Annotated in this window: 29 protein-coding genes; 11 read left to right on the forward strand and 18 right to left on the reverse strand. The window is 65.7% G+C overall.

From position 1 onward, the window contains the following. The first annotated feature begins 23 nt into the window (after nt 1–23). A complete protein-coding gene (tadA, locus tag PGP17_RS09630) occupies nt 24–503 on the forward strand; it encodes a tRNA adenosine(34) deaminase TadA (RefSeq protein WP_270375172.1) in 480 nt (159 codons plus the stop codon). Nucleotides 504–546: 43 nt separating this feature from the next. On the opposite strand, the gene PGP17_RS09635 is transcribed toward tadA, so the two are convergent. The 5 genes from PGP17_RS09635 to PGP17_RS09655 all read right to left on the reverse strand — a co-directional run bounded on the left by PGP17_RS09635 (nt 547) and on the right by PGP17_RS09655 (nt 3,269). Next, entirely contained in the window at nt 547–741 is a 195-nt protein-coding gene (locus PGP17_RS09635; protein ID WP_135944271.1) for a hypothetical protein, read from the reverse strand. Between the two features lie 81 nt (nt 742–822). Next, nucleotides 823–1,455 (reverse strand): hypothetical protein, encoded by a 633-nt coding sequence (locus tag PGP17_RS09640; protein WP_270375173.1) that lies wholly within the window; start codon nt 1,453–1,455, stop codon nt 823–825. Between the two features lie 30 nt (nt 1,456–1,485). Further along, nucleotides 1,486–1,941, reverse strand: a complete 456-nt coding sequence (locus PGP17_RS09645) for a GNAT family N-acetyltransferase (RefSeq protein ID WP_270375174.1) — start codon at nt 1,939–1,941, stop codon at nt 1,486–1,488. Further along, nucleotides 1,941–2,525, reverse strand: a complete 585-nt coding sequence (locus PGP17_RS09650) for a GNAT family N-acetyltransferase (RefSeq protein WP_442915145.1) — start codon at nt 2,523–2,525, stop codon at nt 1,941–1,943. Before PGP17_RS09650 ends, PGP17_RS09645 begins: the two co-directional genes overlap by 1 nt. A 9-nt stretch (nt 2,526–2,534) precedes the next feature. After that, nucleotides 2,535–3,269, reverse strand: a complete 735-nt coding sequence (locus PGP17_RS09655) for a TSUP family transporter (RefSeq protein ID WP_270375176.1) — start codon at nt 3,267–3,269, stop codon at nt 2,535–2,537. 101 nt (nt 3,270–3,370) lie between these two features. Here PGP17_RS09655 and PGP17_RS09660 point away from each other — a divergent pair, with 101 nt between their 5' ends. Beyond that, the gene (locus tag PGP17_RS09660; protein ID WP_135944262.1) at nt 3,371–4,588 is read left to right on the forward strand and encodes an acyl-CoA dehydrogenase family protein; all 1,218 of its coding nucleotides are present in this window, start codon (nt 3,371–3,373) and stop codon (nt 4,586–4,588) included. Nucleotides 4,589–4,930: 342 nt separating this feature from the next. Further along, nucleotides 4,931–5,353, forward strand: a complete 423-nt coding sequence (locus tag PGP17_RS09665; protein ID WP_270375177.1) for a hypothetical protein — start codon at nt 4,931–4,933, stop codon at nt 5,351–5,353. A 403-nt stretch (nt 5,354–5,756) separates the two neighbouring features. On the opposite strand, the gene PGP17_RS09670 is transcribed toward PGP17_RS09665, so the two are convergent. The 5 genes from PGP17_RS09670 to PGP17_RS09690 all read right to left on the reverse strand — a co-directional run bounded on the left by PGP17_RS09670 (nt 5,757) and on the right by PGP17_RS09690 (nt 10,200). Then, the gene (locus tag PGP17_RS09670; RefSeq protein ID WP_135944258.1) at nt 5,757–6,815 is read right to left on the reverse strand and encodes a phosphotransferase family protein; all 1,059 of its coding nucleotides are present in this window, start codon (nt 6,813–6,815) and stop codon (nt 5,757–5,759) included. 139 nt (nt 6,816–6,954) lie between these two features. After that, nucleotides 6,955–8,250, reverse strand: a complete 1,296-nt coding sequence (locus PGP17_RS09675) for an amidohydrolase family protein (RefSeq protein WP_270375178.1) — start codon at nt 8,248–8,250, stop codon at nt 6,955–6,957. Nucleotides 8,251–8,334: 84 nt separating this feature from the next. After that, nucleotides 8,335–8,775, reverse strand: coding sequence for a flagellar basal-body protein FlbY (locus PGP17_RS09680; protein ID WP_135944254.1), 441 nt, complete (start codon nt 8,773–8,775; stop codon nt 8,335–8,337). Next, nucleotides 8,772–9,098 carry a rod-binding protein gene (locus tag PGP17_RS09685; RefSeq protein ID WP_135944252.1) on the reverse strand — a complete coding sequence of 109 codons (327 nt, stop codon included), beginning with the start codon at nt 9,096–9,098 and terminating at the stop codon, nt 8,772–8,774. Before PGP17_RS09685 ends, PGP17_RS09680 begins: the two co-directional genes overlap by 4 nt. 1 nt (nt 9,099) lies before the next feature. After that, entirely contained in the window at nt 9,100–10,200 is a 1,101-nt protein-coding gene (locus PGP17_RS09690; RefSeq protein ID WP_270375179.1) for a flagellar basal body P-ring protein FlgI, read from the reverse strand. Nucleotides 10,201–10,437: 237 nt separating this feature from the next. On the opposite strand from PGP17_RS09690, the gene PGP17_RS09695 reads away from it, so the two are divergent. Beyond that, nucleotides 10,438–10,860, forward strand: coding sequence for a flagellar assembly protein FliX (locus PGP17_RS09695; RefSeq protein WP_135944248.1), 423 nt, complete (start codon nt 10,438–10,440; stop codon nt 10,858–10,860). A gap of 150 nt (nt 10,861–11,010) precedes the next feature. Next, a complete protein-coding gene (gene dksA / locus PGP17_RS09700; protein ID WP_135944246.1) occupies nt 11,011–11,442 on the forward strand; it encodes an RNA polymerase-binding protein DksA in 432 nt (143 codons plus the stop codon). A gap of 68 nt (nt 11,443–11,510) precedes the next feature. Here the strand turns inward: dksA and PGP17_RS09705 are convergent, their stop codons facing one another. The 6 genes from PGP17_RS09705 to PGP17_RS09730 all read right to left on the reverse strand — a co-directional run bounded on the left by PGP17_RS09705 (nt 11,511) and on the right by PGP17_RS09730 (nt 15,766). Next, nucleotides 11,511–11,858, reverse strand: a complete 348-nt coding sequence (locus PGP17_RS09705; protein WP_270375180.1) for a hypothetical protein — start codon at nt 11,856–11,858, stop codon at nt 11,511–11,513. Nucleotides 11,859–12,006: 148 nt separating this feature from the next. Beyond that, nucleotides 12,007–12,387, reverse strand: a complete 381-nt coding sequence (locus tag PGP17_RS09710) for a hypothetical protein (RefSeq protein ID WP_270375181.1) — start codon at nt 12,385–12,387, stop codon at nt 12,007–12,009. 83 nt (nt 12,388–12,470) lie between these two features. Then, entirely contained in the window at nt 12,471–13,268 is a 798-nt protein-coding gene (gene flgH / locus PGP17_RS09715) for a flagellar basal body L-ring protein FlgH (protein ID WP_135944239.1), read from the reverse strand. A gap of 13 nt (nt 13,269–13,281) precedes the next feature. Further along, nucleotides 13,282–14,214 (reverse strand): flagellar basal body P-ring formation chaperone FlgA, encoded by a 933-nt coding sequence (flgA, locus tag PGP17_RS09720; protein WP_135944237.1) that lies wholly within the window; start codon nt 14,212–14,214, stop codon nt 13,282–13,284. A gap of 11 nt (nt 14,215–14,225) precedes the next feature. Next, a complete protein-coding gene (gene flgG / locus PGP17_RS09725; protein ID WP_135944236.1) occupies nt 14,226–15,011 on the reverse strand; it encodes a flagellar basal-body rod protein FlgG in 786 nt (261 codons plus the stop codon). A gap of 20 nt (nt 15,012–15,031) precedes the next feature. After that, complete coding sequence (locus PGP17_RS09730) at nt 15,032–15,766, reverse strand: flagellar hook-basal body complex protein (protein ID WP_270375182.1); 735 nt, start codon at nt 15,764–15,766, stop codon at nt 15,032–15,034. Nucleotides 15,767–16,043: 277 nt separating this feature from the next. Between PGP17_RS09730 and PGP17_RS09735 the strand changes: the two genes are divergently transcribed. Genes PGP17_RS09735 through PGP17_RS09755 form a run of 5 tightly spaced genes read left to right on the forward strand, consistent with a single transcriptional unit; the run spans nt 16,044 to nt 22,341 of the window. Beyond that, complete coding sequence (locus PGP17_RS09735; RefSeq protein ID WP_135944232.1) at nt 16,044–16,616, forward strand: flagellar basal body-associated FliL family protein; 573 nt, start codon at nt 16,044–16,046, stop codon at nt 16,614–16,616. A 34-nt stretch (nt 16,617–16,650) separates the two neighbouring features. Next, nucleotides 16,651–17,814, forward strand: a complete 1,164-nt coding sequence (fliM, locus tag PGP17_RS09740; protein ID WP_270375183.1) for a flagellar motor switch protein FliM — start codon at nt 16,651–16,653, stop codon at nt 17,812–17,814. Continuing rightward, nucleotides 17,811–18,251 (forward strand): DUF6468 domain-containing protein, encoded by a 441-nt coding sequence (locus PGP17_RS09745; protein ID WP_270375184.1) that lies wholly within the window; start codon nt 17,811–17,813, stop codon nt 18,249–18,251. The genes fliM and PGP17_RS09745 overlap by 4 nt, the downstream gene beginning before the upstream one ends. 12 nt (nt 18,252–18,263) lie before the next feature. Beyond that, nucleotides 18,264–19,013: a MotE family protein gene (locus PGP17_RS09750; RefSeq protein WP_270375185.1), complete on the forward strand. Its 750-nt coding sequence runs from the start codon at nt 18,264–18,266 to the stop codon at nt 19,011–19,013. Continuing rightward, complete coding sequence (locus PGP17_RS09755) at nt 18,994–22,341, forward strand: tetratricopeptide repeat protein (protein ID WP_270375186.1); 3,348 nt, start codon at nt 18,994–18,996, stop codon at nt 22,339–22,341. Before PGP17_RS09750 ends, PGP17_RS09755 begins: the two co-directional genes overlap by 20 nt. Before the next feature lie 72 nt (nt 22,342–22,413). Here the strand turns inward: PGP17_RS09755 and fliP are convergent, their stop codons facing one another. Both fliP and PGP17_RS09765 read right to left on the reverse strand, forming a co-directional pair. Next, the gene (gene fliP, locus PGP17_RS09760) at nt 22,414–23,175 is read right to left on the reverse strand and encodes a flagellar type III secretion system pore protein FliP (protein WP_135944224.1); all 762 of its coding nucleotides are present in this window, start codon (nt 23,173–23,175) and stop codon (nt 22,414–22,416) included. Beyond that, complete coding sequence (locus tag PGP17_RS09765; RefSeq protein WP_135944222.1) at nt 23,175–23,513, reverse strand: FliO/MopB family protein; 339 nt, start codon at nt 23,511–23,513, stop codon at nt 23,175–23,177. The genes fliP and PGP17_RS09765 overlap by 1 nt, the downstream gene beginning before the upstream one ends. A gap of 218 nt (nt 23,514–23,731) precedes the next feature. On the opposite strand from PGP17_RS09765, the gene flgB reads away from it, so the two are divergent. Beyond that, entirely contained in the window at nt 23,732–24,169 is a 438-nt protein-coding gene (flgB, locus tag PGP17_RS09770; RefSeq protein ID WP_135944220.1) for a flagellar basal body rod protein FlgB, read from the forward strand. Nucleotides 24,170–24,177: the final 8 nt, after the last annotated feature.

Raw genomic sequence — 24,177 nt, forward strand, 5'->3', positions numbered from 1 at the left:
GTTCGCGGCTAAGCGCTCGGATCATGACCGAACGCGATGAGAGATATATGCGCCGGGCGCTGCAGCTGGCGCAAGCGGCAGGCGAAGCGGGCGAGGCGCCGATCGGCGCTTTGATCGTCGATCCTGCCAGCGGGCAGGTCGTGGCCGAGGGGGGTAATGCGCCGATTGCCGGTCACGACCCGACGGCCCATGCCGAGATCGTCGCCCTGCGCCGGGCCGGCCTGGCGCTCGGCAATTACCGCCTGACAGGGCTCGAACTCTACGTGACGCTTGAGCCATGCGCCATGTGTGCCGGTGCGATCAGTCATGCCCGCATCGGCCGGCTCGTCTATGGCGCCAGCGACAAGAAAGGCGGCGCGGTCGATCACGGCCCGCGCTTCTTTGACCAGCCCACCTGCCATTGGCGCCCCGACGTGTCGGGCGGCGTGCTGGCAGAGGACAGTGCGCACCTGCTCCGGGCCTTCTTCCGCGCGCGCCGCGCCAAACCCAATCCCAATCCCTGACACCCAGCCGAAGGCCGAGCCGGGGCCTGCGCCCGAAGTAACGCTAGGCCCAGCCGAGCCACATGAGGAAGCCACGCAGGGCGCCGAGCGGCGGCAGCAGGAGATCGAAGATCAGCCACAGCCACTTGACCATCATCGCGTCGCGCACGACGGCGGTGATCCAGCCAGCCAGTGCCACGATGCCGACGCATCCTCCGCCGAAACAGCCGCCCCTGTCGCGTATCTCGATTACCGCCATGCTGGCTCGTCCCTTGTTCTGATTGACCGGCCCTTTCCAATGTCAGGGATGGGGGAGGCCGGATCAAGGCGCGCCTGCGGGTTAATCGTCCCGCGACTGGCCGTCGAAGGCTTCGACCGACATGTAGACCTGGTCGAGCGCATCGAAGCGCATCGGGTCCGCGCCGTCACAGCTCCAGGACGGGGCGAAGGTGTCGGCCACCAGCCGCGCGGCTTCGTTGGCTTCGCTCATCGCGCTGGCATCCAGGAAGGCGATCTGGCAGGCCACGGCGTCGCTGCCGGGCGCCAGCGCGGTCACCACCAGCGTCTCCTGCTGCTCGGCCTCGCTCCCCTCCAGGCCGCCGGGGGTGAAGGCGATGGACCTGTGGATGGTCGCGACGGCCGTGCCCGCATGCAGGCGCCATTCCACCACGTCATGGAAATTGGAATAGGGCGCATTGGCCGGCACCCGCATGAAGTCCGAGCGCGGCCCGCCATCGAACGCATAGGCAATCGCCGAGCTGTGCTCGCTGCTCATGAGATAGAGCGAATACGTGTCATGGCCGGCGCAGGCGGTTTCCCAGACCGGCTCGTCGGGGTATTGATAGCTGGGGCAGTTCTCGATGCGCGTGTAGACGCTTTCAGCCTCCTGGGCGGCCGCCACCGGTGAGGCCAGGGCGAGACCGGCCAGGATTGCGCCCATGCACGGGCGTGCGTGAAAAATGCGTGCGGTCACTATGGATCCCCCCGGAAACTGTGCCGCGGGTCAGAGCGCGCGCGACATGCAATAGCTGAACGACTTGCCGCAGTAAGCGCCGAAAGGCTCGCACGGGTCAAATCCCAGCTTGGCATAAAGCGCGCGCGACGCGGCAAACCCCTCCGACCGGCCGGTCTCCAGACCGAGCCAGCTGACCCCGCGCCCGCGCGCCTCCTCGATCAGCGCCTCGATGAGCTTGCGTGCGATGCCCTTGCCGCGATGGGCGGCCAGCACATGCATCGACTTGATCTCCGCGCGGTCCGGGCTGAGCATCTTGAGCGCGATGCAGCCCAGCACCGCACCGTCCTCCTGCGCCGTCCAGAAGGTGATGTCGGGATGGGTGAGGCCGGAGGCATCGAGATAGTGGCAGGTATTGGCCGGAGACACATCGGACGTGTAGCGGCCATGGGCCTCGATCACGGCGGCGGCCTCGGGACGGGTGGGGTCGTCGATGGCGATACGCATCAGGGCTTCATGGCCGTCAGGCGCCGGTCGAGCCCGGCCCTGACATCCGGCCATTCCTCTTTGAGAACCGAATAATACACCGTGTCGCGCCGCTCTCCGGTCCAGGTTTTCATCTGCGAGCGCAGGACACCTTCGCGCACCGCGCCGAGTTTCTCCATCGCGCGCTGACTGCGTTCGTTGCGCCCGTGCGTCTTCAGCTCGACGCGCTCGGCACCCGCTTCGAAGGCGCGCTCCAGCATCAGGCGCTTGGCGGCGGGGTTGACGTGGGTGCCGCGAAACTCCGCGCCGTACCAGGTCCAGCCAATCTCGACGCGCTGGTGTTCGGGCACGATGGACAGGAAGGCGCTATGCCCGCCATAGCGCCCGGACAGCTTGTCGAACACGGCATAGGAGATCTGCCGGTCCAGCCGGGTCTCTGCGTGCATGGTGTAGAACCAGGGATCGAAATGAACGCCGTCCGCGCGCACGCTGGTCAGCGCCCAGAGCTCGGCCTCGTCGGCGAGCGGACGCAACGCTCCCCGGTGGCGGTCGCGCAACGGCTCCAGCCGGACGAAGTCGTTCTCCAGCAGTTTCTGCTCGCTCAAGTCCATCGCTTACCCTGCCAGCAATATCAGTCCGCGTATCACGTAAACCGCGCCGATAGCGGTCACCAGACGCTTCGTCCAGCGCCGGAAGTGCGTATCGCTCATCACGTCCAGCACCCTCGCGCCGGCCATCGTCCCCGCGACCGAGAGCGGGATGGCGGCCGCAAGGACCCAGACCGGAAGCCCCAGGCCCTGATCAAGAACCAGCGGCAGATAGTAGACGATCTTGACCAGATGGGCGGCCAGTTGCGTCGCGGCCTTGGTGGCGACGACGGCCCGCCGGTCGGCGTCGACATTCTGCGCGAAGACGTCCAGCAGCGGCCCCGCGACCCCGGCGATCACGTTGAGGCCGGTGACCAGAAACCCGCACAGGACCGCATGGACCGGGCACGTGAAATCGAGGTGCAGATGACGCCGGGGCAGCCAGACCAGCAGGGGCACCAGTCCCAGCACGATGAACAGCAGCGGGCGGGACAGGACGACCGACACACCCGCCAGCACCAGAGCCGCGGCGATCGCGCCGGCCGCGTACCAGACGATCGTGCGCCAGAGCAGATAGTCGCGCAGCAGAAAGGCGCGCCACCCGTTGGACACGCCCTGCAGGATGCCGTGCACGAACATGGCGCTCGCCACCGGCAGCAGGGCGGCCAGCACGCCCATCAGGATCAGCCCGCCGGCCATGCCGAACACGGCCGACAATGCTGCGGTCGCTAATACACTTACGAGAATCAGAAATGCGGTCATATGGCAGGTGGAATCAGCTTTCTCCCGTGCCATGATAGGCCAAACTCGAAAACGCCGCGTGTTGCGGTACGGCAAAAGCCACACGGGAGGAGATCGTTTCAATGAATTTTGAGTATTCCGATACCTGCAAGGATTATCTGAAGCGCCTTCGGGCCTTCATGGACGCCTATGTCTATCCGAACGAGAAGACCTATTCCGAGCAGCTGGCCGGGTTCGGCACCGACCGCTGGCAGGTCATCCCGATCATCGAGGAGCTCAAGGAACAGGCGAAGAAGGACGGTCTGTGGAACCTCTTCCTGCCTGAGTCGGAGAAGGGCGCGGGCCTGTCCAATGCCGACTATGCGCCGCTTGCCGAAGAGATGGGCCGGGTGCCCTGGGCGTCGGAAGTTTTCAACTGCTCCGCGCCGGACACCGGCAATATGGAAGTGCTGGCCCGCTACGGCACCAAGGCGCAGCAGGACGAGTGGATGACGCCGCTGCTGGAAGGCAAGATCCGCTCCGCCTTTCTGATGACCGAGCCGGCCGTGGCCTCGTCGGATGCCACCAATATCGAATGCTCGATCACGCGCGACGGCGACGAATATATCGTCAACGGCCGCAAATGGTGGAGCTCGGGCGCGGGCGATCCGCGCTGCAAGATCTACATCGTGATGGGTAAATCCGATCCCGATGCGCCGACGCACAGCCAGCAATCCATGATCCTGGTCCCCGCCGACGCCAAGGGCGTGACCATCGAACGTCACCTGCCGGTCTTTGGCTATGACGACGCCCCGCACGGCCACATGGAGGTCAAGCTGGACAATGTCCGCGTGCCGGCTGCCAACATCCTGCTGGGCGAGGGGCGCGGCTTCGAGATCGCGCAAGGCCGCCTCGGGCCGGGCCGGATCCACCACTGCATGCGTACGATCGGCGCGGCCGAACGCGCGCTGGAGCTGATGGTCAAGCGCCTGATGAGCCGGGAAGCCTTCGGCAAGCCGGTCATCAAGCACTCGGTCTGGGACCAGCGTATCGCGAGCGCCCGCATCGACATCGAGCAGTCGCGTCTTCTGACCCTGAAGGCGGCCTGGATGATGGACACGGTGGGCAACAAGCATGCCCGCGGCGAGATCGCCATGATCAAGGTGGCCGCGCCGAACATGGCGTTGCGCGTGATCGACGATGCGATCCAGGCCCATGGCGGCGGCGGCGTCAGTGCCGACTTCCCGCTGGCCTACTCCTATGCCGGCATCCGCACGCTGCGCCTGGCCGACGGGCCGGACGAGGTGCACGAGCGCACCATCGCCCGCCTTGAAGCCAAACGCTGGTTGAACGAGGGCTGATGGCCTGAGCGGCCTCTCTGGTGTCCTCCCCTGCTTTACGGGGGAGGTGCCCTCGAAGGGGGCGGAGGGGGCGAGATCGAGGGGCGCCCGCCCCCTCAGTCAGCTTCGCTGACAGCTCCCCCGCAAGCAGGGGAGCACACCAGCGTCTCGCTTCGGCGATTACTCAATACCCTCTGCGATGTCCTCCCCCGTTTACGGGGGAGGTGCCCCTCGAAGAGGGCGGAGGGGGCGAGATCGAAGAGCGCTGACAGCTCACGGACAAGCAGGCGAGTTCAGCCGGGTTTGATCCAGCCTTGCAGACAGTGCGTATAAGGTGAATGCCCCGCGAGGAAGGATGATCTCATGGCCGACTGGCCCATCACCTGGTCTATCGCCGCACTTGCCGCGCTTCTTGGCGGGGCAATGGGCTTGCTCAGCCTGATCCGGCCCCGTTGGGGCGCCGGCGTCGTTCGCCTGACCCCCGAAACCGAACGCCCCGGCGGCTGGGCGGAGTTTCGCGCCAGCTATGGCGGGGCGCTCTTCCTGCTGCACGGTGCGGTTCTGCTGACCCTGGCCATGAGCGGTCAGGCGGGCGAAGGATCGGTGATCGGGGCCAGCTTTGCCGCAGCCTGCTACTGGATCGGCATGGGCCTCGGACGCATCGTCTCGCTCGTGGCCGACGCCTCGAAGGGCACACGCACCGGCTACAACGTGTTCGGCACCGCCTTCGAACTCGCGGTCGGCATCGCCCTGCTGGCGCCCTTCCTCGGCCATCTCGGCCGCTGAAACCCGGGGCGGGGTTGCAGCCCTGTGATGTTCTCACCCTGTCCACTCTGGATTCCGGGTCTCGCCTTGCTCGCCCGGAATGACGAATACTCGATATATTTCAAACAAATCCAGCTTTCGTCATCCCGGACTTGATCCGGGATCCAGAGAGCGTGGAGCGGTGTTACTGGATGACGCGGCCACCTCCGCTCCCGGGTCCTGAATTTGGATAGGAACGCGTCATCCGACCCTTCGAGGCTCGCTGCGCTCGCACCTCAGGGTGAGGGGGATGATGACACCAGGGCATTGTTTTAAAGGATATATCCAGCCCCCTCCCTCATGCTGAGGTGCCCGGCTTTGCCGGGCCTCGAAGCATCGGATGGCGGGCTCGCACCGCTCGCACAGACCCGGGAGTTCGCGACAATCAAACCTTCTGCGCGATCTCCCACGCATACTCGGCCATCGGCTCGACCAGCGCCCCCAGATCCTTGGCGCGTTCGTTCGATGCATTGCCTTGCAGCGAGCGCGCATACACGCCCTGCGCAATGCCCGCGAGGCGGAAGATGTTGTAGGAAATATAGAAATCGAGCTTGGGGATCCCGTCGCGCCCGGTGCGTTCACAATAGGCTTTGACGTATTCGTCTTCTGTCGGAATCCCGTGGGATTTCAGATCGACGCCGAGGAAGCCGTTGCGGATATCCTTCGGGGTGCGCCACTGCATCAGCTGGTAGGTGAAATCGGCCAGCGGATCGCCGAGGGTCGAAAGCTCCCAGTCGAGCACCGCGATGACCTTCGGCTCGGTCGGGTGGAACATCATGTTGTCCAGACGGTAATCGCCGTGGACGATTGAGGTGCGCTCCTGCTCGGGCGCATGCTCGGGCAGCCACTCGATCAGCTTGTCCATTGCCGGGATGGGTCGCGTTTCAGCGGCCTTGTACTGCTTGGTCCAGCGCCCGATCTGGCGGTCGAAATAATTTCCCGGCTTGCCGTAATCGCCCAGGCCGATCGCCTCGTAGTCGATATTGTGCAACTGGGCGAGCGTCGCGTTCGACGCGTCGTAGAGCGCGGCGCGTTCGTCGGGCTCCATGCCGGGCAGGTACGGGTCCCAGAAGATCCGGCCCTTGACGAAGTCCATGACGTAGAAGGGCGTCCCGATGACGCTCTCGTCCTCGCACAGCCCGTGCATTTTCGGCACCGGGAAGCCAGTCTTTCCCAGAGCGCTCATCACGGTGAATTCGCGGTCCACCGCATGCGCGCTGGGCAGGAGCTTGCCGGGCGGCTTGCGTCGCAGGACATAGGACGCGGACGGTGTATCCAGCTTGTAGGTCGGGTTTGACTGACCGCCCTTGAACTGTGTGACGGTGAGCGGGCCGGCATAGTCGCCAACATGGGCCGTCATCCACGCGTCCAGTGCGGACTCGTCGAACTTCAGCGCGTCGGTAACGGTCTTCGTGCCGGAAAACTGTTCGTTCAGGTCAGTCATTCGTCCGTCTTCTCACCTTCATGAAATCCCGGCCAGGCGCGTAGCGCGCAGGGCCGGGACCTCATCGCTGTTTTCGTGCAGGACCCCGGCTCTTCGCCCGGATGATATCCGGGCCCGGCCGGCGTTTCGGCACGTCGAATTACTCGCTCACATACACCACGCCGTCCTTCATGACGAAGTCGACATCGGTCAGTTCGGAGATGTTCTCCGTCGGATCGCCGTCGACGGCCACGATGTCGGCGAGCTTGCCCGCTTCCAGCGTGCCGATCTGATCGTCCATCTGGATATGGCGCGAGGCGTTGACGGTGGCGGTCGTCAGCGCCTCCATCGGCGTCATGCCGGCGTTCACGTACAGCTCGAATTCGCGCGCATTGTCGCCGTGGGCAGAGACGCCGCTATCGGTGCCGAACGCGATCTGCACGCCGTTTTCATGGGCGCGGCGCGCCATTTCCAGCATTTGCGGCCCCACCTCGCGCGACTTGGCGCGCTGATTGTCCGTCATCCAGTCCGCGGTTTCGGCCTGATCGGCGACGAACTCGCCCGCCATCACGGTCGGGACCAGGTAGGCGTCGTTGTCCCGGAACAGGCGGATGGAATCCCGGTCGAGATAGGTGCCGTGCTCGATGGAATCCCCGCCCGCTTCCAGGAAGGCATTGATGCCGGTCACGCCGTGGGCATGCGCGGTGACGCGGCGGCCCATCAGGTGCGCGGCTTCCACGATGGCGTCCAGCTCGTCATTGAAGAATTGACGCTCCACGCCCGCGGCCGTGTCGGACAGCACGCCGCCGGTCGCGGTGATCTTGATCACGTCCGCGCCGCCGCGCACCAGTTCGCGCACCGCGCGCCGGCAATCGGACGGGCCGTTGCAGGCGGTTTCGGAGCTGAACATGTGCATTACGTCAAACGCGAAGCCGTTGATGTCGCCATGTCCGCCGGTCGGCGTGACGGAGGGGCCGGACACGCGCAGGCGCGGGCCGGGCACGTCGCCATCCTCGATCGCGTCGCGCAGGGCTGTGATCGCTTCGAAATTACCGCCGACATCCTGCGCCGTCGTGAAGCCGGCAAGGAGGGTCGTATGCGCGTTGGCCGCGCCGTTGAACGCCATGTCGGCGGGGTTCAGGATGAAGCCTTCGAACCGGCGCAGCGGGCCTTGCTGGGACAGCAGGTGAACGTGGCTGTCGATGAAGCCGGGCATCACCCAGTCGTCGGAAAGATCGATGATCTCCGCCCCGTCCGGGGTGACGAAACCGTCTTGGATGGACTCGATCCGGTTGCCGCGCACCAGGATGGAGGCGTTCTCGCGGACGCGTTCACCGGGCACGGCGATAAGGTGTCCGGCATGGATCACGGTGAGCGTGTCCCCGGCGGAGTCCTGGGCGAAGCTGCTCGCAGACAGCGCAAGACCGGCCGCGATCGCGGCACTGACGATTTTCATGGATGATCTCCCCTTAGAGTCCTGATTTTCAGGTTGGCGCTACTGTCGAACGCCCGGGGAGGAGATGTCAAACCGGCCGCTGCGTCAGGCGCTCTGGTTGAGCGCCATGGAGCCGATGCGCCCGCTTTGCTGGGCACCGGGCCCGTAGCCGGCTTCCTCGCGCTTCTGGCGCGCGGCCGCGTCGGCAATGGCCTTGACCACGCCTTCGGTGAGAACCTTCATCGCCTCGACCGCGGCGCCGTTGCGGCGCACCGCCGCCTCGAAGGTTTCCGTGGCACTGCGAAGTTCGTTCTTCAGCGCATCGCCGACGCCGGCCAGCCGGCTGTTATCCTTGGCCGCGAGCATCGTCTCGCGCCGGTAGATATTGGCCAGCTGCAGCTTTTCGGTCTGCATCGGGATGGCGTCCTGCGGCTTCTTCGCGTCGAAGCAGGCCGTTTCGGCATCGAGCAATTCGGTCAGACGCCGGGTCAGGCGCAGCAGCGCCTCGGCGCGTTCCAGCGGTGTGTTGGCAGCCAGTTCACTCATTGGTCTTCTCCAATATCCTGATAGCGCATCACTTCGCGGGCCAGATCGTCGGCAAGTCCGATGCCGCCGGCCTTGGCCATCACCTTGGCGTACTCCTCGTTGAGCATGCCTTTCCAGGCGCCCTGGCCGGCGCCGGAGAACATCGAGTCCTCCGTGCTCTCGCCCATCATGTGCTCGAGCATCTGGGCCAGGAAGACCGCTTCGAATTCCTCGCCGACCTGGCGGGCCTGTTCGGCCGTCTCGACCCGGTTGACGCGCGGTCCTTCCTGAGCCTGGCTCTGGAGAAGGGCGGCGTTGACCTGTCCGTTCAGCAAACCGTCCATGTTACAGCACCTCGATCTCGGCCTGCAGCGCGCCGGCCGCCTTGATGGTCTGAAGGATGGTGATCATGTCGCGCGGGCTGACGCCCAGCGCGTTGAGGCCGTCGACCAGCTCGCGCAGGGAGACTGTTTCCTCGATCAGGCCCAGCTGGCTCATGCCTTCGTCCACGGTGACTTCCGTGCGCGGCACGACGACGGCTTCGCCTTCGGGTGCGAAGGCGCCCGGCTGCACGACCTGCGGGGTCTCGGAGACGGTGATGGTCAGATTGCCCTGCGCGATGGCCACGGTGGACACCCGCACATTCTCGCCCATGACGATCGTGCCGGTGGCCTCGTCGATGACGACCCGGGCGCGCATGTCGGCCTGGACGCGCAGCTGTTCGATGTCGGAGATCATGCCGACGATGCCGGAGCCGTATTGCGCGGGCAGGGAGACCGTCACGATGGAGGGGTTCACGGCCTCGGCGACCCGGCCACCCAGAAAGGCATTGATGGCCTCGGCCATGCGCCGCGCCGTGGTGAAGTCGGGGTTGCGCAGCGCCAGGCGAATCGCCTGCGCCCCGCTCATGTCGAAACTCAGCTCGCGCTCGATCAGCGCGCCGTTGGCGATGCGTCCGGTAGTGGGCACGCCGCGCGTGATGGAGGCCGCGTCGCCTTCGGCGGCGAACCCGCCCACCGCGATCGAGCCTTGCGACACGGCGTAGACATTGCCGGCTGCGTCCATCAGCGGCGTGGCGACCAGCACCCCGCCCTGCAGGCTGTCGGAATCGCCAAGCGCGGAGACGGTCACGTCGATGCGCGTGCCCTGCATCGAGAAGGGCGGCAGCTCGGCGGTCACGATCACGGCGGCCACGTTGCCGGTCCGCAGATCGGCTTCGCGCACATTGACGTTGAAGCGTTCCAGCATGGAGTTGAGCGACTGGCGCGTGAAGGCGGTGTTGCGCAGCGTGTCGCCCGTGCCGTCGAGACCGACGACCAGGCCGTAACCGACCAGCTGGTTGTCCCGGACGCCCTCCACATCCGCGATATCCTTGATACGCGGGTTGGCGTGAGCTGCAGCCGTGGTGAGGACAGCAGCGACAAGAAGGGCGATAATCCGGATCATGGCAGGCGGTTCTCCGCGCGTGTTAATCAGCACATCGAACCGGATGCGAAAACCGTGCCAAGGTTAATGGAAGAAATGCTGATGGAAATCAATTGGATAGGTTTTCAGCGCCGGGGGCGAATCCTGCCGGGGCGGGTTTTGCCCGGAAAGAATTGCCGGGTCAGGCCGGGTGTTTAAATTCTTCTTAAGACTGATTAAGCAGGCTGCAGCACAATTAGCGGTGAGAGTGTCCACGCCATGAAAATCAACGGACCACGCCATCTTCAGGGCCCTGCGGGGGCCAAGCGCAAGTCGTCTTCGGGCGGCGACGGCTCCGGCTTTGCGCCGCAATCGGCCGGCGCCTCGTCGGGGGCAGGCTCGGCCGGCGCCCTGTCTGGAGCCAGCGCGATCAACTCGGTCGACGCCCTGCTGACGCTGCAGGCGGCCGGCGATTACCGCGAGGCGCGCAAGCGCGCGACCGAGCGGGCCTTCTCCCTGCTCGACGTTCTCGACGATCTGAAAATGGCGCTGCTGGACGGCGGGATCCCCCGTGCCAAGCTCTCCGCCCTCATGGAATTGCTCAAGAGCGAACGCGACGGCGTGGACGATCCCCGGCTGGAAGCGGCCCTGGATGAAGTCGAGCTTCGCGCCGCGGTCGAGCTCGCGAAATATCACGCTTAGGTGACAAAACGGTAAGGTGTGGAAAACACGGTATTTTCACACCAGTGTCATAGTGTAGTGCGCGCGGCTTGTGCCGATTGACTATCCAGGAACCGCTGATATTTTTCGCCCGCTCCAGACAGGGAGTGCCAAGGGAGGAGTATCCCAGGGATGAGCGTCACTGTCTCGCAAATCGAACTTCCCAAGAATTATCGTCCGAGCGAGGACGAGGAGTTCATGAACGAGCGCCAGAAGGAATATTTCCGGCGCAAGTTGATGGCCTGGCGCGACGAGATCATTCGCGAGAGCCGGTCCACCCTGTCCAATCTGCAAGAGGATATGGGCTCGCTGCCCGATCTTGCCGACCGGGCCTCCACTGAAAGCGACCGCGCGCTGGAACTGCGCGCCCGCGACCGCCAGCGCAAGCTGATCTCGAAGATCGAATCCGCACTGCGCCGGATCGAGACCGACGAGTACGGCTATTGCGAGGAAACCGGTGAGCCGATAGCGCTGGCCCGCCTGGAAGCGCGTCCGGTGGCAACCTTGTCCATCGAGGCGCAGGAGCGTCACGAGCGCTCCGAGCGTGTGCACCGCGACGACTAGTCAAAGCCATCTGCACAGACTGTCAAAAGCCCGGCCCGCGCCGGGCTTTTTTAATGCTCCGCCCCAACTCAGGCGCTGCGCGCCAGCGCAATGTCGGTGGTGTCGCGCAGGGTCAGCACGCGCCGCGTCCAGGTGATGGCATCGCGCCGGTTTGCAAATGCCCCGACCAGCAGGCCGCTCGCCTGCAGGGCCCGCGTCAGCATGATCGCATGGGGCTTGGAGGCGGACGAGTAGACGACGGCCGTGACCAGATTTCGGGGGAGGAGGTGGGCCAGGCGCCCGGTGACGTGATCGAACTGGACCTCGTTGTGAAGGAAATTGACCCGGCTGTAGTCGAGCACCAGCGCCCGCAATCCCCGGCGGACGAGGGCTTCGCGAACGCGCGGCACGCTGCGCCGGGTCGTGGCCGGTGACATTCGGCCCTTCAAACCCAGATACAGGATATCGCCGGGTGGCAGCACCCGGCCACTATAGCTGAAATCACTGTTCCCCACCGACGCGGCCTCTTTTTGTATCTGGAGACACCCTAGGCCGGCGCAGTTGGCATTTCGTTGAGAGACGCGGTTAAGAAAGTCTTTCTTCCAGAAATTCTTCGGCCTTCTCGAAGACCGGAAAGGCCCCGGCCGTGAAACCGGCCTGGTGGAGGCGTTTGGTCATCAGCAGGGCGTGCATCATGTTTTCGGGCGCAAAGACATAGGCGATCACGCAGCTCTTGGGCACGCGCGCGGAAAACAGGGTGACGATTTCGGCAAACTGCTCGGTCGTGTGATCGAGCGTGCATTGCGTGTAGTCCATGAGCAGGCCTGCGCGGTTCTCCCGCACCAGCCGGTCGCAGAGCTTCTCCGCATTCGCCCGGCTTTCCTTGTACCGATTGGTCCCGATCAGCTTCACGCAAAAGACGTTCAGCTCACCGAGTTCGGAGCGTTTCAGAACAAGATCGTCCAACTTGCTTATCTCCAGGACCCGCCATCGGCGCTACCGGCCCGTGCCGGGAGGGCAGAGCCGATGCGGCCGACTTTCGCCACGGATCAGAATGGCCAGAGAAGATTATAGAGTTCTTGACCGATCGGCGGACGCTGCATGTCGGAGATGTGGCCACGGCCGCCATAGGACACGCGCGCTTCGGCGATCTTGGTGTGGTCGATCGTGTTGTCCGGCTCGATGTCCTGGGGACGCACGATGCCGGAGATCAGCAATTCGCGCACCTCGTTGTTGATCCGCACTTCCTGGCGGCCCTGGACGATCATGTTTCCGTTCCACAAGACTTCGACGACGATGGCCGCCGCGGTCAACGAAATGGATTCAGACCGGTTCACGCTGCCCGACCCTTGCGTGGCGGTCGACGAACCGAAGCTGGCCAGGGAGGCGGGATCCACCGCGTCGTTGAAGAACTGGCCGAGCGCCGCCTCCCCGCCGAAGAAGCTCGTCAGGTTGGAATCGGTATCGTTGGTGCGCGACTGGTTGGTCTGGTTGGAGACCTGGGCGCGGTCGGAAATGTCGATGTTCACCGTCAGGATGTCGCCGACATTGGCCGCCCGCGGGTCGCCGAAGAAGCTGCGCGCATTGCCCCGCCACAGCGAGCCCGGATTGGCGTCCAGGCCGCGCGTCGCGGCGATGGAGCGAAGCTGGGCGACGTGTCGCGTCTGGGGATCCTGGGAGCCGTAGATCGCCGGATTGGGTGCGCCCATATTCATCGAGCCGATATTTTCCATCGGGCTCATCGGCGGGGCCTGGCCGACATAGGACAGGCGTTCGCCCGCGGCGCAGGCGGTCAGGGTGCTGGCGCTGAGCAGAAGCAGGGCCATCCGGGTAAGAGTGGGTCGCATCAGATGGGTCTCCTTAGGACGCGGCGCCGTAGCCGCCGACGCGGGCCAGGCCGGGGCCATGGGCGCGCGCCTCGACGGTGCGGTTCGATTGAAGATTGACAAAGCGGGCCATCTCGCCCTCGGCCGCTGACTCCATCGCCCGTGCGCGTGCGGTCAGGGTCAGCGTCCCGACCTGGTAGATGAGGTCGACGGTCTCGCCGCGTTCGATCGTGACGGGCGCGGACAGGTCGTAGGCGCGCAGCGCTTCGCCCGGGCGCAGACCACGGCGCGCTTCCTGGCCGACCAGCGTGTCGGCATCCAGGATCGCGTCGTTGCGCACGCGGTCGGCGGGCAGACGCAGCCACTCCACATCGCTGGCGGTGATGACCTCGCCGCGGGCAACCGGGCGAATGAGGACCGGTACATCGACCACGCTTTGCGCGCGGCCGGTCACCAGAACCGGCTCGCCGCCGGGGTAGGGCGCGATCTGGGCACGGAACAGGCCGGCGGCTGCATCGGTCTCGAAAGAGACCAGCTCCGGCGTGCCTTCGCTGTCGAGCGGGGCGTGCAGGGTGAGCTGGCGGTTCGACAGGCTGATCTGGTGGCTGCGGCCGGTATCGAAATACAGCGCCTCTTCCAGCATTTGCGTAATGGTGCTCGCCGGGACGCTGCGCGACTCGCGCAAGACGCTGACACGCTGCAGGTCGCCGGCATTGGCCCAGTCATAGCCCGCGCGCCAGGCTTCCCGGCGCAGATAGTCCGGATCCAGCGACACCGACTGGCCGGGCGCGCCGGCGCGCGCGACCTGCGTCTCGTCGTCCAGACCCTCGAACAGATCGCCGAGCGTGATGATGTGATCGTCGCTGGCCGGGTGTTCGCGCAGGATGACCGTTTGCGCGTCCGAGCCCAGTGCGGGCATCGCGCAGGCGGTCGAGATGAGCAGGGCGGCAAGAGTGCAACGTAGCATCGTTTCGATCCTCAGCGCAGGTTGGAGGAAGTGGCGAGCATCTCGTCGGCGGCCGAAATCACGCGCGCATTCATCTCGTAGGCGCGCTGGGCCTGGATCAGGGCGGTCACCTCGCCGACGGCGTCGACATTGGAGCTCTCGACAAAACCCTGGCGGATCAGACCGAAGCCCGGCTGGGTCGGGATGCCGATATTTGCCGCTCCGGAGGCGCCGGTTTCGATGTAGAGATTGTCGCCCGTGGCTTCGAGACCGGCCTCGTTGGGGAAGGTTGCCAGTTCGACCTGGCCGATGATCTGCGGCTGGGGATCGCCATCCAGCATGATGGAGATCTGGCCCTGGGCATTGATGTCGATCGAGCGGGCCTCGTCGGGAATGTTGATGCCCGGGGCGACCTGATAGCCCTCGGATGTCACCAGCAGGCCCTGGTCGTTCTTGGAAAAATTGCCCGCTCGCGTATAGGCGTCGCCGCCATTGGGCAACTGGACGCGAAAATAGCCATTTCCGTTGATCGCCATGTCCAGCGGGTTCTGTGTCTGGGTCAGGCTGCCCTGGTCGGTGATCCGGTAGACCGATCCGGTCTGGACGCCGAGGCCGACCTGAACGCCGGTCGGGACAATCGTGCCGGCGTCGGAGGACTGGGTGCCGACTTGTTGCAGGTTCTGATAGAGCAGGTCCTGGAACTCGGCCCGCTGACGTTTGAACGCCGTCGTGTTCATGTTCGCCAGATTGTGGGCGATCACCTCGACATTGAGCTGCTGGGCTTCCATGCCGGTGGCGGCTGTTGACAGAGCGCGCATGGGATTATCCTTCTAGCGAATTACGGACGGCCGAGACGCTCGACCGCTTTGCGGCTGAGTTCGTCGGTCTGATTGATCATGCGGGTCACGGACGAGTAGGTGCGCGAGACTTCCATCATCCGCGTGATCTCCATGATCGGGCGGACATTGGAGCTCTCGATGAAGCCCTGGCGGACCACGGCATCGAGCATGAGTTCGCGTTCGGAGTCTTCCGGCGCGGCGTAGCGATTGTCGCCGACCTTCTCCAGCTCGCCGATATTTTCGAAGCGGGTGACGCCAACCACGCCAAGCGCAACACCGCCCTGCGTGATTTCGCCATTGGCATGAATTTCAACCTCGCCGCCGTCCGGCAGGACGCGGACGGGCTGGCCGCCGGCATCGAGCAGGCGCGCGCCGTCGGAGGCGACGATCTCGCTGTCGCCGTTCAGGGTGAAGCGGCCTTCGCGGGTGAAGCGTTCGCCGGCGTCGGTCTCCAGCGTGAAGAAGCCATCGCCTTCGATGGCCATGTCCAGAGGGCGGCCCGTGCCTTCCAGCGCGCCTTGCGAGAAGTCGCGCCCGACGCCCCAGTCGTCGACGAAGTTGAGCCGGTTGGGCCCGTCGATGGAGCGTGCACGCGTCGTGTTCTCGGTTTCCAGAAGAACGCGTTCGGCCTTGAAGCCGGTGGTGGAGGCGTTGGCGATATTGTTCGCTGAAATGTCCATTGCCCGGCGCAAGGTTTGCTGGCGGGCAAGGCCGATCATCATCGCGTTATCCATGGCGCCTTCGTCCTTTCTGGCCGCTGTCGACACCGGAACCGCCATTTAAGCGGGTCACGGTTCACAGCTATCGCAAGCTGCGTGCCATGGTTAATTGTATGAAAAAACAATAACTTAAAAGTATGGCCGGAAATTTCCCCCGGCAGAAAGGCGCCCGGCACTGCACGGAGTGGGAAAAAACTGCCGACTTGGGCAACAGTCCAAACGGATCGTTAACCGGGTTTTGGCTTAATCCTTAACCAAAGGGCGCACAGCCCGGGCTTGCTGGAAGACGATCATGGCAGACGAAAACGAAGTCGAAGAGGTCGATGGCGAAGGCGCCGAGGGCGAAGAGGGCGGCAAGAAGAAGCCGGGCCTCATCAAGCTGGTCCTGTTCATCGGCCTGCCTGCGCTGATCCTTATCCTGGGCGGCGTTGCCGGCGCGCTCTTCTTCCTGGGCGGCGGCGAGGACGAGGCCCAGGTGGCCGAGGGCGAGCATGGGGAAGCCGGCGAGGGCGGCGCCCATGCCAGCGATGCCGAGCAGGCTCTGGCCGAGGCGCATGCCGAATACAAGACGACCTATCCCGATCCGATGGTGGTTTCCATCAATCACGGGACGGGATCGAGCAACCAGATGGTGATCGGTTTCACCTTCGTCTACGCCGAGGAGGCGACCGCCCAGCTTCTGGAGGCACGCCACGAGGAGATCGTGAGCAGCTACCAGGGCTTCCTGCGCGAGCTGCGCACCGAGGACCTTGTGGGATCGGGCGCGTTCTACCGGCTGCGGCTGGAGTTGCTGCGCCGGGTGAATCTCGAGATTGCTCCGGCACGCGTCGATGACGTGCTGATCGAGCAGCTCGTCGTGAACTAACGCTTGAACGCCACGCAGCAGGATACGCAGACCCATGAGTGACGATATCGATCAGGACGCGCTGGCCGCGGAATGGGAAGCGGCCGCCGCCGCCGACCAGCCTGACTTCGACGCCATGGGCGGCGATGAAGGCGACGATCTGGCCTCCGAATGGGAAGCCATGGTCGGCGGCGGTGACGAGCCCGGCCTCCCGCAAGGCGGTGGGGGCGGCGGCACCGAGCGCATCCTGAACCAGGAAGAAATCGACTCCCTTCTCGGCTTCTCGGTCTCAGATGACGACGAGGACCAGCGCTCGGGCATCCGCGCGATCATCAACTCCGCGCTGGTCTCCTACGAACGCCTGCCGATGCTGGAAATCGTCTTCGACCGCCTGGTGCGGCTGATGACGACGAGCCTGCGCAACTTCACGTCCGACAACGTGGAAGTGAGCCTGGACAACATCTCCTCGATCCGGTTCGGCGACTATCTCAACTCGATCCCGCTGCCGGCCATTCTGGCGGTGTTCCGCGCCAAGCAGCTGGACAATTACGGCCTGCTGACGGTCGACTCCAACCTGATCTACTCCATCGTGGACGTGCTTCTGGGCGGACGCCGGGGCACCTCGGCCATGCGCATCGAGGGCCGGCCCTACACCACGATCGAACGCACGCTCGTCCAGCGCATGATCGAAGTCATCCTGGCCGACGCCAAGCAGGCCTTCGCGCCGCTGACCGAGGTCGAGTTCGATCTCGACCGGATCGAGACCAATCCGCGTTTTGCCGCCATTGCGCGCCCGGCCAACGCCGCCATCCTGGTCAAGCTGCGCATCGACATGGAAGACCGCGGCGGCCGCATCGAGCTGATGCTGCCCTACGCGACGCTCGAACCGATCCGCAAGATGCTGCTCCAGCAATTCATGGGCGAGAAGTTCGGCCGCGACAATATCTGGGAAAGCCACCTGGCGACCGAGCTGTGGTCGACCAAGATGGAAGTCTCCGCCGTGCTCGACGAGCTGGAAAAGCCGCTCGGCGACGTGATGAACCTCAAGGTCGGCGACACTCTGCTGCTCGATACCCCGCCCGATGGCACGGTTGAATTGCGTTGCGGCGCGATTCCGCTCACCCACGGGCGCATGGGCCGGCTCAACCATAATGTCGGCATTCGTCTGGATTCCCCGCTCACCCCGGCCGCGCGCCGCCACCTGATGAGGTTCCAATGAGCCCGCTCGTCCTGATCTTTGAAGGTCTTGTCGCTGTCCTGATGCTCGGCGCGGGGGTCATGTGCTGGCGTGTCGACCAGCGCCTGAAATCGCTGCGCAACGGCCAGGACGGGCTGAAAGCCACGATCGGCGCGCTCAACGATGCGGTCGACCGCGCGCGTGCCAGCCTGGCCGCGCTCGACCGCGCCTCGCGCGAGCAGGGCGCCGACCTCAAGCAGCGTGTCGAGGAAGCCCGCCGCATGGCCGACGAGCTCTCCATCCTGACCAGCGCCGGGGAGTCCCGCGCCGAGCGCCTCGCCCAGGCCCCGCGCCGCCGCGAGATGAATGTGGAGCCCGGCCGGCCGGTGCGCCCGCGCGAGCCGCGCCAGGACGACAGGCCGGCCAGCGCCGAGCCGGCCTCCGGACGTCTGCTCGAAGCCCTGAAAACCCTGCGCTAGGAAATTCTGGTCATGTCGGCAATCCGCCCCCTCGCGCTGATCACCCTCCTGGTGGGGGCGCTGTTCGTTCTGAAAGCGCTGACCTTCGCCGATGGCGCGTCGGTCTTCTTTGAATCGCGTGCCGAAGCGCGTGAGGCGGCGCAGAACGAACCGGCCCAGCCCGCCGACCAACCCGCAGCCGAAGACGAGCCTGGCGAGCAGCACGATGAGGCGGCAGGCGCCGAAACGCCCGAGGCGGCCCCGTCCGGTCCGTCCCGTCCCATGCCGTCGGAAATCAGCGAGTACAGCTCGGCCAGCCGCGACCAGCTTCTCACCGCGCTGGCCGAACGCCGCCGCACCCTGGATGCGCGCGAGACGGAGCTGGATACGCGCGAAGGCCTGATCGAAGTGGCCGAACAGCGCGTGCAGTCGCGCATTGCCCGGATGGAAGAGTTGCAGGTCGAGTTGCAGACCCTGCTAGGTCAGCTCGACGAGGAGCGCCAGTCCGAGGTCAACGATCTGGTCGCCACCTACGCCAATCTCGAGCCCGACGCGGCGGCCATCATCCTGCGCCAGATGGACCAGACCGATCCCGATACCGTGCTGCTCGTGGCGCGCGAGCTGCAGACCAGCAATGCCCGCAAATTCGCCGCCATCGTCGGTGAGCTGGCCGACATGGATCCGGTGTTCGCCGCCAGCATGACGTCCCGCCTGCGTGCCCGCTCCATGCCGCCCGAGACGGTGGCTCAGCTGGAGGCCGAACTTGAAGCGGTCCAGAACTGATCTGCACACTCGCCTGGCGAGTGCCCTTCTTGCAGGGGTAGGCCTGACCGCGCTGGCCGCGGCCAGCGCCTTCGCGCAGGTGCCGGTCGGTTTCGAGGTGGAGACCGGGACGGGCGTCACGCGTCTGGAGCTGGCCTATCCCGAAAGCGAAGGCGGAGACCTCTCCGCCGAGGTCGAGATCGTGGCGGGCTCGGTCCTGATCGCGCGCCTGTCCGAACCGGCCAGCGGCGACGCGGAGAGCCTGGTCAATGCCGCGCCCGGCCTGATCGCGCGCGCGCGCCTCGACCCGGATGGGCAGGTCCTGCGGGTCGCCTTGAACCGCTCGGTGACACCGCGCGTCTCGGTCTCCCACAATCTTATCGCCATCGATCTGATGGAGCCCGGCGCCACGCCCCTGGCCGATATCGTCTCGTCCTACGAAGCCGAGCGCCGGCGCGCCGAGGCCGAGCGCGCGCGCCAGGCCGCCGCCGCTGCCGCGGCCGCCGCGGCGCCGCCGCCACCGACCCCGCTGACGATCGAATGGGGCCAGGCCAGCGAATATACCCGCATCGAATTTGTCTGGGAGGACGAGGTCTCCTACACGCTGGAGACCGAGGGAGGCCGCGCGCAACTGAGCTTCTCGAGGCCTGGCGAGACCGATCTGGGCGGACTGCTCGGCACGCCGCCGCGCCTGGTCGAGGCGGTCAGCGACGAGAGCGACGCGCGCCGGTTCGCGCTGGAGTTCCGGCTGGAGCCGGGCGTGCGCGCCCAGGCCTGGCAGGAGGAGCCGAACCGGGTCGTGCTCGACCTGCTTGACCCCGTGTCCGCCAGCCCGATGGAAATGCTCGGCGCGCTGACCGAATACGCCGACGCGCAGGCCGCAGCCGCCACCGAGGCGGAGGCCCGTGAGAACGCGCCGGACGTCCCCGATGACGCGCCCGAGGTTTACACCGAAGAGGCCCGGCCCGATCCGGTGCCCGAAAGCGGCATCGTGCCGGTCACTGTGCGATCGGCCAGCGATGCGCTCTCGCTCAGCTTCAACTGGGCTCATCTGCCCGGCGCCGCAGTCTTCCGCCGCGCGGATGCGATCTGGCTGGTTTTCGATGCCGCCGCCGACATCGATCTTGGCGAACTCAGTGCCGCTAACCGGTCCCTGATCTCCGGCTATGAAAGCTGGACCGGTCCCGACTACACGGCCGTGCGCTTCGTGGCGCCGGCCTCGACCCTGGCCGATGTCAGCGCGGCCGGCAGTACCTGGATGGTGAGCTTTGTCGAAGCGCTCGCCGAGCCGCCGCGGGCCGTGCGCCTGACGCGCGAGACAAGGTTCGACGCGCCGGCGCGTATCGCCGTGGCGCTGGAGGGCGCGCGCTCGGTGCGCGAGATTCGCGATCCGGTCGTCGGCGATACGCTGCACGTGATCACGGCGGCCGGCGAAAACCGCGGCGTGCTCACCGGGCGGCGCCTGGTCGAGGCGGTCTTCCTGCCCTCTGCGCACGGCGTTGCGATCGAACCTCTGGCCGACGATCTGGAGATTGCCCGCGTGCCGGGCGGCGCGGTGATCGGCCGTCCCGGCGGACTGGCCCTGTCGCGCGGAATAGACCCGTCCACCGGCCGCGTGTCGGCGCGGCCGGTCTCGCCGGCCTTTCTCGACCTTGCCGGCTGGCGGGCGGGGGACGATTACCGCGAGGCGCGCCGCCGTCTGGAGCGGCAGGCCTCCCAGTTCGAACCCGATGCGCTCCTGGCGCTGGCCCGCTTCTTCCTCTCCTGGCAACTGGCGTCCGAAGCGATGGGTGTCGCCGACCTGGCCGAGGAGGCGCGTCCGCAGCTGGCCGATACGCCGGAAATGCTGGCGCTTCGTGGCGCCGCAAGCTTCATGATGGGCCGCTATCAACAGGCTCAGGACTATTTCACCAATCCCGTGCTCGCCAATGAGGCGTCGGTCCAGCCCTGGCTGGGCCTGATCGCGGCGGAGCAGGGCCGGTGGACGGATGCACGCCGCCACTTCGAGGCGGGGCAGGACGTCCTGTTCTTCTTTACCCCGACCTGGCGCGGCCGGGTGCATGCCGCCCAGGCCCGCGCGGCGGTGGAAACCAACGATATCGGCGCGGCCCGTGCCCTGCTCGATGTCGCCGACAGCGACGGGGCGGACCTGCGCCAGCGCGCGGAGGTCGAATTCGCCCGCGCCCGGCTGGCCGCGGCGACCGGCGATCACGCCCGTGCCATTGCGCGTTTCGAAGAGCTGGGCGCGTCGCAATACGAACCGATCCAGGTTCCCGCGCTTCTGGAGAAGGTACGCCTGGAAATCGCCAACGACCGCATCAGTCCGGCCGAGGGCGCCGAAGTGCTCGAAAGTCTGCGCTATCGCTGGCGCGGCGACCGGACCGAAGTCGAAACCGCCCGGCTGCTGGGCGAACTCTACGGTCGGGCGGGGCGTTATGGCGAAGCCTTCAGAATCTGGGAAACCGCCCGCCAACGCCACCCGGACGGCCCGATCGCCCGTACGATCAGTGCCGATATGGACGACCTCTTCCGCCGGCTCTTCCTGGACAATGAGGCAGACGCGCTCGCTCCGCTCGATGCGCTCTCCTTGTGGTATGAGTATGATTACCTGACGCCGCAGGGCGAAGAGGGCGACCGGCTCGTCCGGCGGATCGCCGCGCGCCTTGAAGCGGTCGATCTGCTCGACCAGGCCGCCAGCCTCCTGGCGCACCAGATCGAGGAGCGCGATGCCATCACCGGCTACGCCAAGGCGCAGATCGCGGTGGATCTCGCCCGGCTCTATCTGATCGCCAACCGCCCGGAAGACGCGCTGCGGACCATCCAGAGCACGCGGATTGCGCGCCTGCCCGACGGCGTGGTCGAGGCCCGCCGTCTGCTCGAGGCGCGGGCTCTGGCCGATCTTGGACGCCACGAGCACGCCCTGGAGCTGATCGGCGGCGAACGCTCGGCGGAAGCTGAAATCCTGCGCGCCGGCATTGCCTGGGACATGCGCGACTGGTCCGGGGCCGGACGCCGGTTCGAAGCGGTCCATAGCGAGCGCTGGCGCGAGCCCGAGCCGCTTGAGCCGGGTGAAGCCCATGACATTCTGCGGGCCGCGATCGCCTATGCCCTGGCCGATGACACGAGCTCTGTGGAGCGTCTGGAGGCACGCTATGCCCGCCAGATGGGCGAGACGGCATTCGGCTCGGCCTTTTCCCTGATCACCAGCGAAGTCGGCAGCGCCGGCGACGCGCGCCTCGTCGACCTGGTGTCCGAACTGGGGTCGATGGATGGGGTGGACAGCTTCCTGGCCGGCTTCACCCGCCGCTTTCGCGATGACGAGCTGATCGAGACCGCAGAAGCGAGCTAGTCAGCGCCGTTCGCCCGGTAGGGACGCGCTGGCGGCAAGGCGGAGATTTCAGAAAAGAACTGGTCTGCGCGGTCACCCGCCCGGCGGGAGGCCGGTTTCGAAGCTCTGTACCAGCGAGCCCGTGACCAGGCGCCAGCCATCGACCAGCACGAAGAAAATCAGCTTGAACGGCAGCGAGATGACGACTGGCGGCAGCATCATCATGCCCATGCTCATCAGGATGGAGGCCACCACCAGGTCGATGATCAGGAAGGGGATGAAGAGCAGGAAGCCGATCTCGAAGGCGCGGCGCAGCTCGGAAATCATGAAGGCGGGCGCCACGACATAGACCGGGGTCGCTTCCGGGCTTTCCGGTTCGACATTGGCGATACCGAAGAACAGGCCCAGATCGTCCTCGCGCGTATGGGCCAGCATGAACATCTTCACCGGCTGGGCGCTGCGCTGGAAGGCTTCCTCGGTCTCGATCTGACCGCTGAGGAGCGGCTCGATCCCCTCATTGTAGGACTGGGTGAAGACCGGCGCCATGATGAAGGCGGTCAGGAACAGGGCCAGCGAAATCATCACCGCATTGGGCGGGCTTTGCTGCAGGCCGATGGCCGTACGCAGCAGCGACAGCACGACGATGATCCGCACGAAGCTGGTCGTCATGATCAGGATAGACGGGGCGAGGCTGAGGATGGTGACCAGCGCGATAAGCTGGAGCACCCGCTCGGTCAGCGTGCCTTCACTGCCCAGATCCAGGCTCAGCTCCTGCGCGCTGGCCGGCGCACCGATCGACACCAGGACCGCGATGGCCAGGGCGAACAGGGCGAGGATTGAAAGACGGCGGGTCATCAATACACCCCTTCGCCGTCGGAGCTGGCCGGGTCTGAGTCCGGCATGTCGGGCTCGAACTCGGGTGCCTTGGGCGGGCTCGCACGCGAGTCCAGAAGGGTCTCGCCTGCCACGCCGAGCAGGACCACATGCTCGGTCTCGTCGACCTCGACGATGACGACACGGCGGCGCGGATCGATCATCAGGCTTTCGACCAGACGCATGCGCCGCACGGAGCCCTGGCCGGGAAAGCCGGGCAGCAGGCCCTGCGCGTAGCCGCGCCGGAGGATGTAGGCAAAGCCTGCCAGCAATCCCAGCACCAGGATGAGACCGGCCACGTAGCGGGCGAAATCGAGCATGTCCACGGGCGTTCTGCCTTGTGTTAAGGATAAACCGGACCTTGTGGCGTCAGCGTTAATGAATTCCTTATCGAGAGTCGCGCCAATCGTTAAGGACGCCGCTCCGCTTGCCCGCCAGCCTGAGGCCTTCGACGCGCGCGGGTGCGGTAATCTCCGTTAATCCGCTCTTAACGCGAAGCAGCCAGTTTGAGGGGCAAGCTAGCGTTAAGAGGCTCAGAATGCGCGCGGATGATGTCAGCGTACTCGGCGTACTCAAACAGGCGCTCGGCTATCACTCCGAGCGCCAGCGGGTCATTGCGAACAATGTGGCCAATGCCAACACGCCCGGATTCGTACCCGAAGACGTGTCGCGTTCCGATTTCGAACAGGCGGTGGAAGACGTGCAGCGCGGGCGCTCGCGCACGATGAGCACGTCGGCGCCGGTCGGTACGGCCGTGACCAACGAGGCGCACATCGAAGGCACGCCGATCACCACGCCGCGCCGCTTCCGTACCGAGTCCGCGCCCGACAGCGAAACGACGATCAACGGCAATGCCGTCGTGCTTGAAGAACAGATGGTCAGCGCCAACGAGAACCGCATGCGGTTCGAGACCGCGATGGGGCTTTACAACAAGTCGCTGTCGCTGATCCGCATGGCCGTGCGCCCGCCCCAATAGATCAGGAG

The sequence above is a fragment of the Marinicauda sp. Alg238-R41 genome (assembly GCF_947331485.1).
Classification (GTDB): domain Bacteria; phylum Pseudomonadota; class Alphaproteobacteria; order Caulobacterales; family Maricaulaceae; genus Marinicauda; species Marinicauda pacifica.

What these genes read in the sequence shown, in the direction of transcription:
- fliM (WP_270375183.1), top strand. Translation starts at nt 16,651, where the DNA reads ATGAGTGACGATATCGATCAGGACGCGCTGGCCGCGGAATGGGAAGCG.
- PGP17_RS09730 (WP_270375182.1), bottom strand. Translation starts at nt 15,766, where the DNA reads ATGGATAACGCGATGATGATCGGCCTTGCCCGCCAGCAAACCTTGCGC.
- dksA (WP_135944246.1), top strand. Translation starts at nt 11,011, where the DNA reads ATGAGCGTCACTGTCTCGCAAATCGAACTTCCCAAGAATTATCGTCCG.
- PGP17_RS09695 (WP_135944248.1), top strand. Translation starts at nt 10,438, where the DNA reads ATGAAAATCAACGGACCACGCCATCTTCAGGGCCCTGCGGGGGCCAAG.
- tadA (WP_270375172.1), top strand. Translation starts at nt 24, where the DNA reads ATGACCGAACGCGATGAGAGATATATGCGCCGGGCGCTGCAGCTGGCG.
- PGP17_RS09735 (WP_135944232.1), top strand. Translation starts at nt 16,044, where the DNA reads ATGGCAGACGAAAACGAAGTCGAAGAGGTCGATGGCGAAGGCGCCGAG.
- PGP17_RS09635 (WP_135944271.1), bottom strand. Translation starts at nt 741, where the DNA reads ATGGCGGTAATCGAGATACGCGACAGGGGCGGCTGTTTCGGCGGAGGA.
- PGP17_RS09705 (WP_270375180.1), bottom strand. Translation starts at nt 11,858, where the DNA reads ATGTCACCGGCCACGACCCGGCGCAGCGTGCCGCGCGTTCGCGAAGCC.
- flgH (WP_135944239.1), bottom strand. Translation starts at nt 13,268, where the DNA reads ATGCGACCCACTCTTACCCGGATGGCCCTGCTTCTGCTCAGCGCCAGC.
- PGP17_RS09750 (WP_270375185.1), top strand. Translation starts at nt 18,264, where the DNA reads ATGTCGGCAATCCGCCCCCTCGCGCTGATCACCCTCCTGGTGGGGGCG.
- fliP (WP_135944224.1), bottom strand. Translation starts at nt 23,175, where the DNA reads ATGACCCGCCGTCTTTCAATCCTCGCCCTGTTCGCCCTGGCCATCGCG.
- flgG (WP_135944236.1), bottom strand. Translation starts at nt 15,011, where the DNA reads ATGCGCGCTCTGTCAACAGCCGCCACCGGCATGGAAGCCCAGCAGCTC.
- flgB (WP_135944220.1), top strand. Translation starts at nt 23,732, where the DNA reads ATGCGCGCGGATGATGTCAGCGTACTCGGCGTACTCAAACAGGCGCTC.
- PGP17_RS09655 (WP_270375176.1), bottom strand. Translation starts at nt 3,269, where the DNA reads ATGACCGCATTTCTGATTCTCGTAAGTGTATTAGCGACCGCAGCATTG.
- PGP17_RS09745 (WP_270375184.1), top strand. Translation starts at nt 17,811, where the DNA reads ATGAGCCCGCTCGTCCTGATCTTTGAAGGTCTTGTCGCTGTCCTGATG.
- PGP17_RS09675 (WP_270375178.1), bottom strand. Translation starts at nt 8,250, where the DNA reads ATGAAAATCGTCAGTGCCGCGATCGCGGCCGGTCTTGCGCTGTCTGCG.
- PGP17_RS09645 (WP_270375174.1), bottom strand. Translation starts at nt 1,941, where the DNA reads ATGCGTATCGCCATCGACGACCCCACCCGTCCCGAGGCCGCCGCCGTG.
- PGP17_RS09765 (WP_135944222.1), bottom strand. Translation starts at nt 23,513, where the DNA reads ATGCTCGATTTCGCCCGCTACGTGGCCGGTCTCATCCTGGTGCTGGGA.
- PGP17_RS09685 (WP_135944252.1), bottom strand. Translation starts at nt 9,098, where the DNA reads ATGGACGGTTTGCTGAACGGACAGGTCAACGCCGCCCTTCTCCAGAGC.
- PGP17_RS09690 (WP_270375179.1), bottom strand. Translation starts at nt 10,200, where the DNA reads ATGATCCGGATTATCGCCCTTCTTGTCGCTGCTGTCCTCACCACGGCT.
- flgA (WP_135944237.1), bottom strand. Translation starts at nt 14,214, where the DNA reads ATGCTACGTTGCACTCTTGCCGCCCTGCTCATCTCGACCGCCTGCGCG.
- PGP17_RS09665 (WP_270375177.1), top strand. Translation starts at nt 4,931, where the DNA reads ATGGCCGACTGGCCCATCACCTGGTCTATCGCCGCACTTGCCGCGCTT.
- PGP17_RS09680 (WP_135944254.1), bottom strand. Translation starts at nt 8,775, where the DNA reads ATGAGTGAACTGGCTGCCAACACACCGCTGGAACGCGCCGAGGCGCTG.
- PGP17_RS09660 (WP_135944262.1), top strand. Translation starts at nt 3,371, where the DNA reads ATGAATTTTGAGTATTCCGATACCTGCAAGGATTATCTGAAGCGCCTT.
- PGP17_RS09670 (WP_135944258.1), bottom strand. Translation starts at nt 6,815, where the DNA reads ATGACTGACCTGAACGAACAGTTTTCCGGCACGAAGACCGTTACCGAC.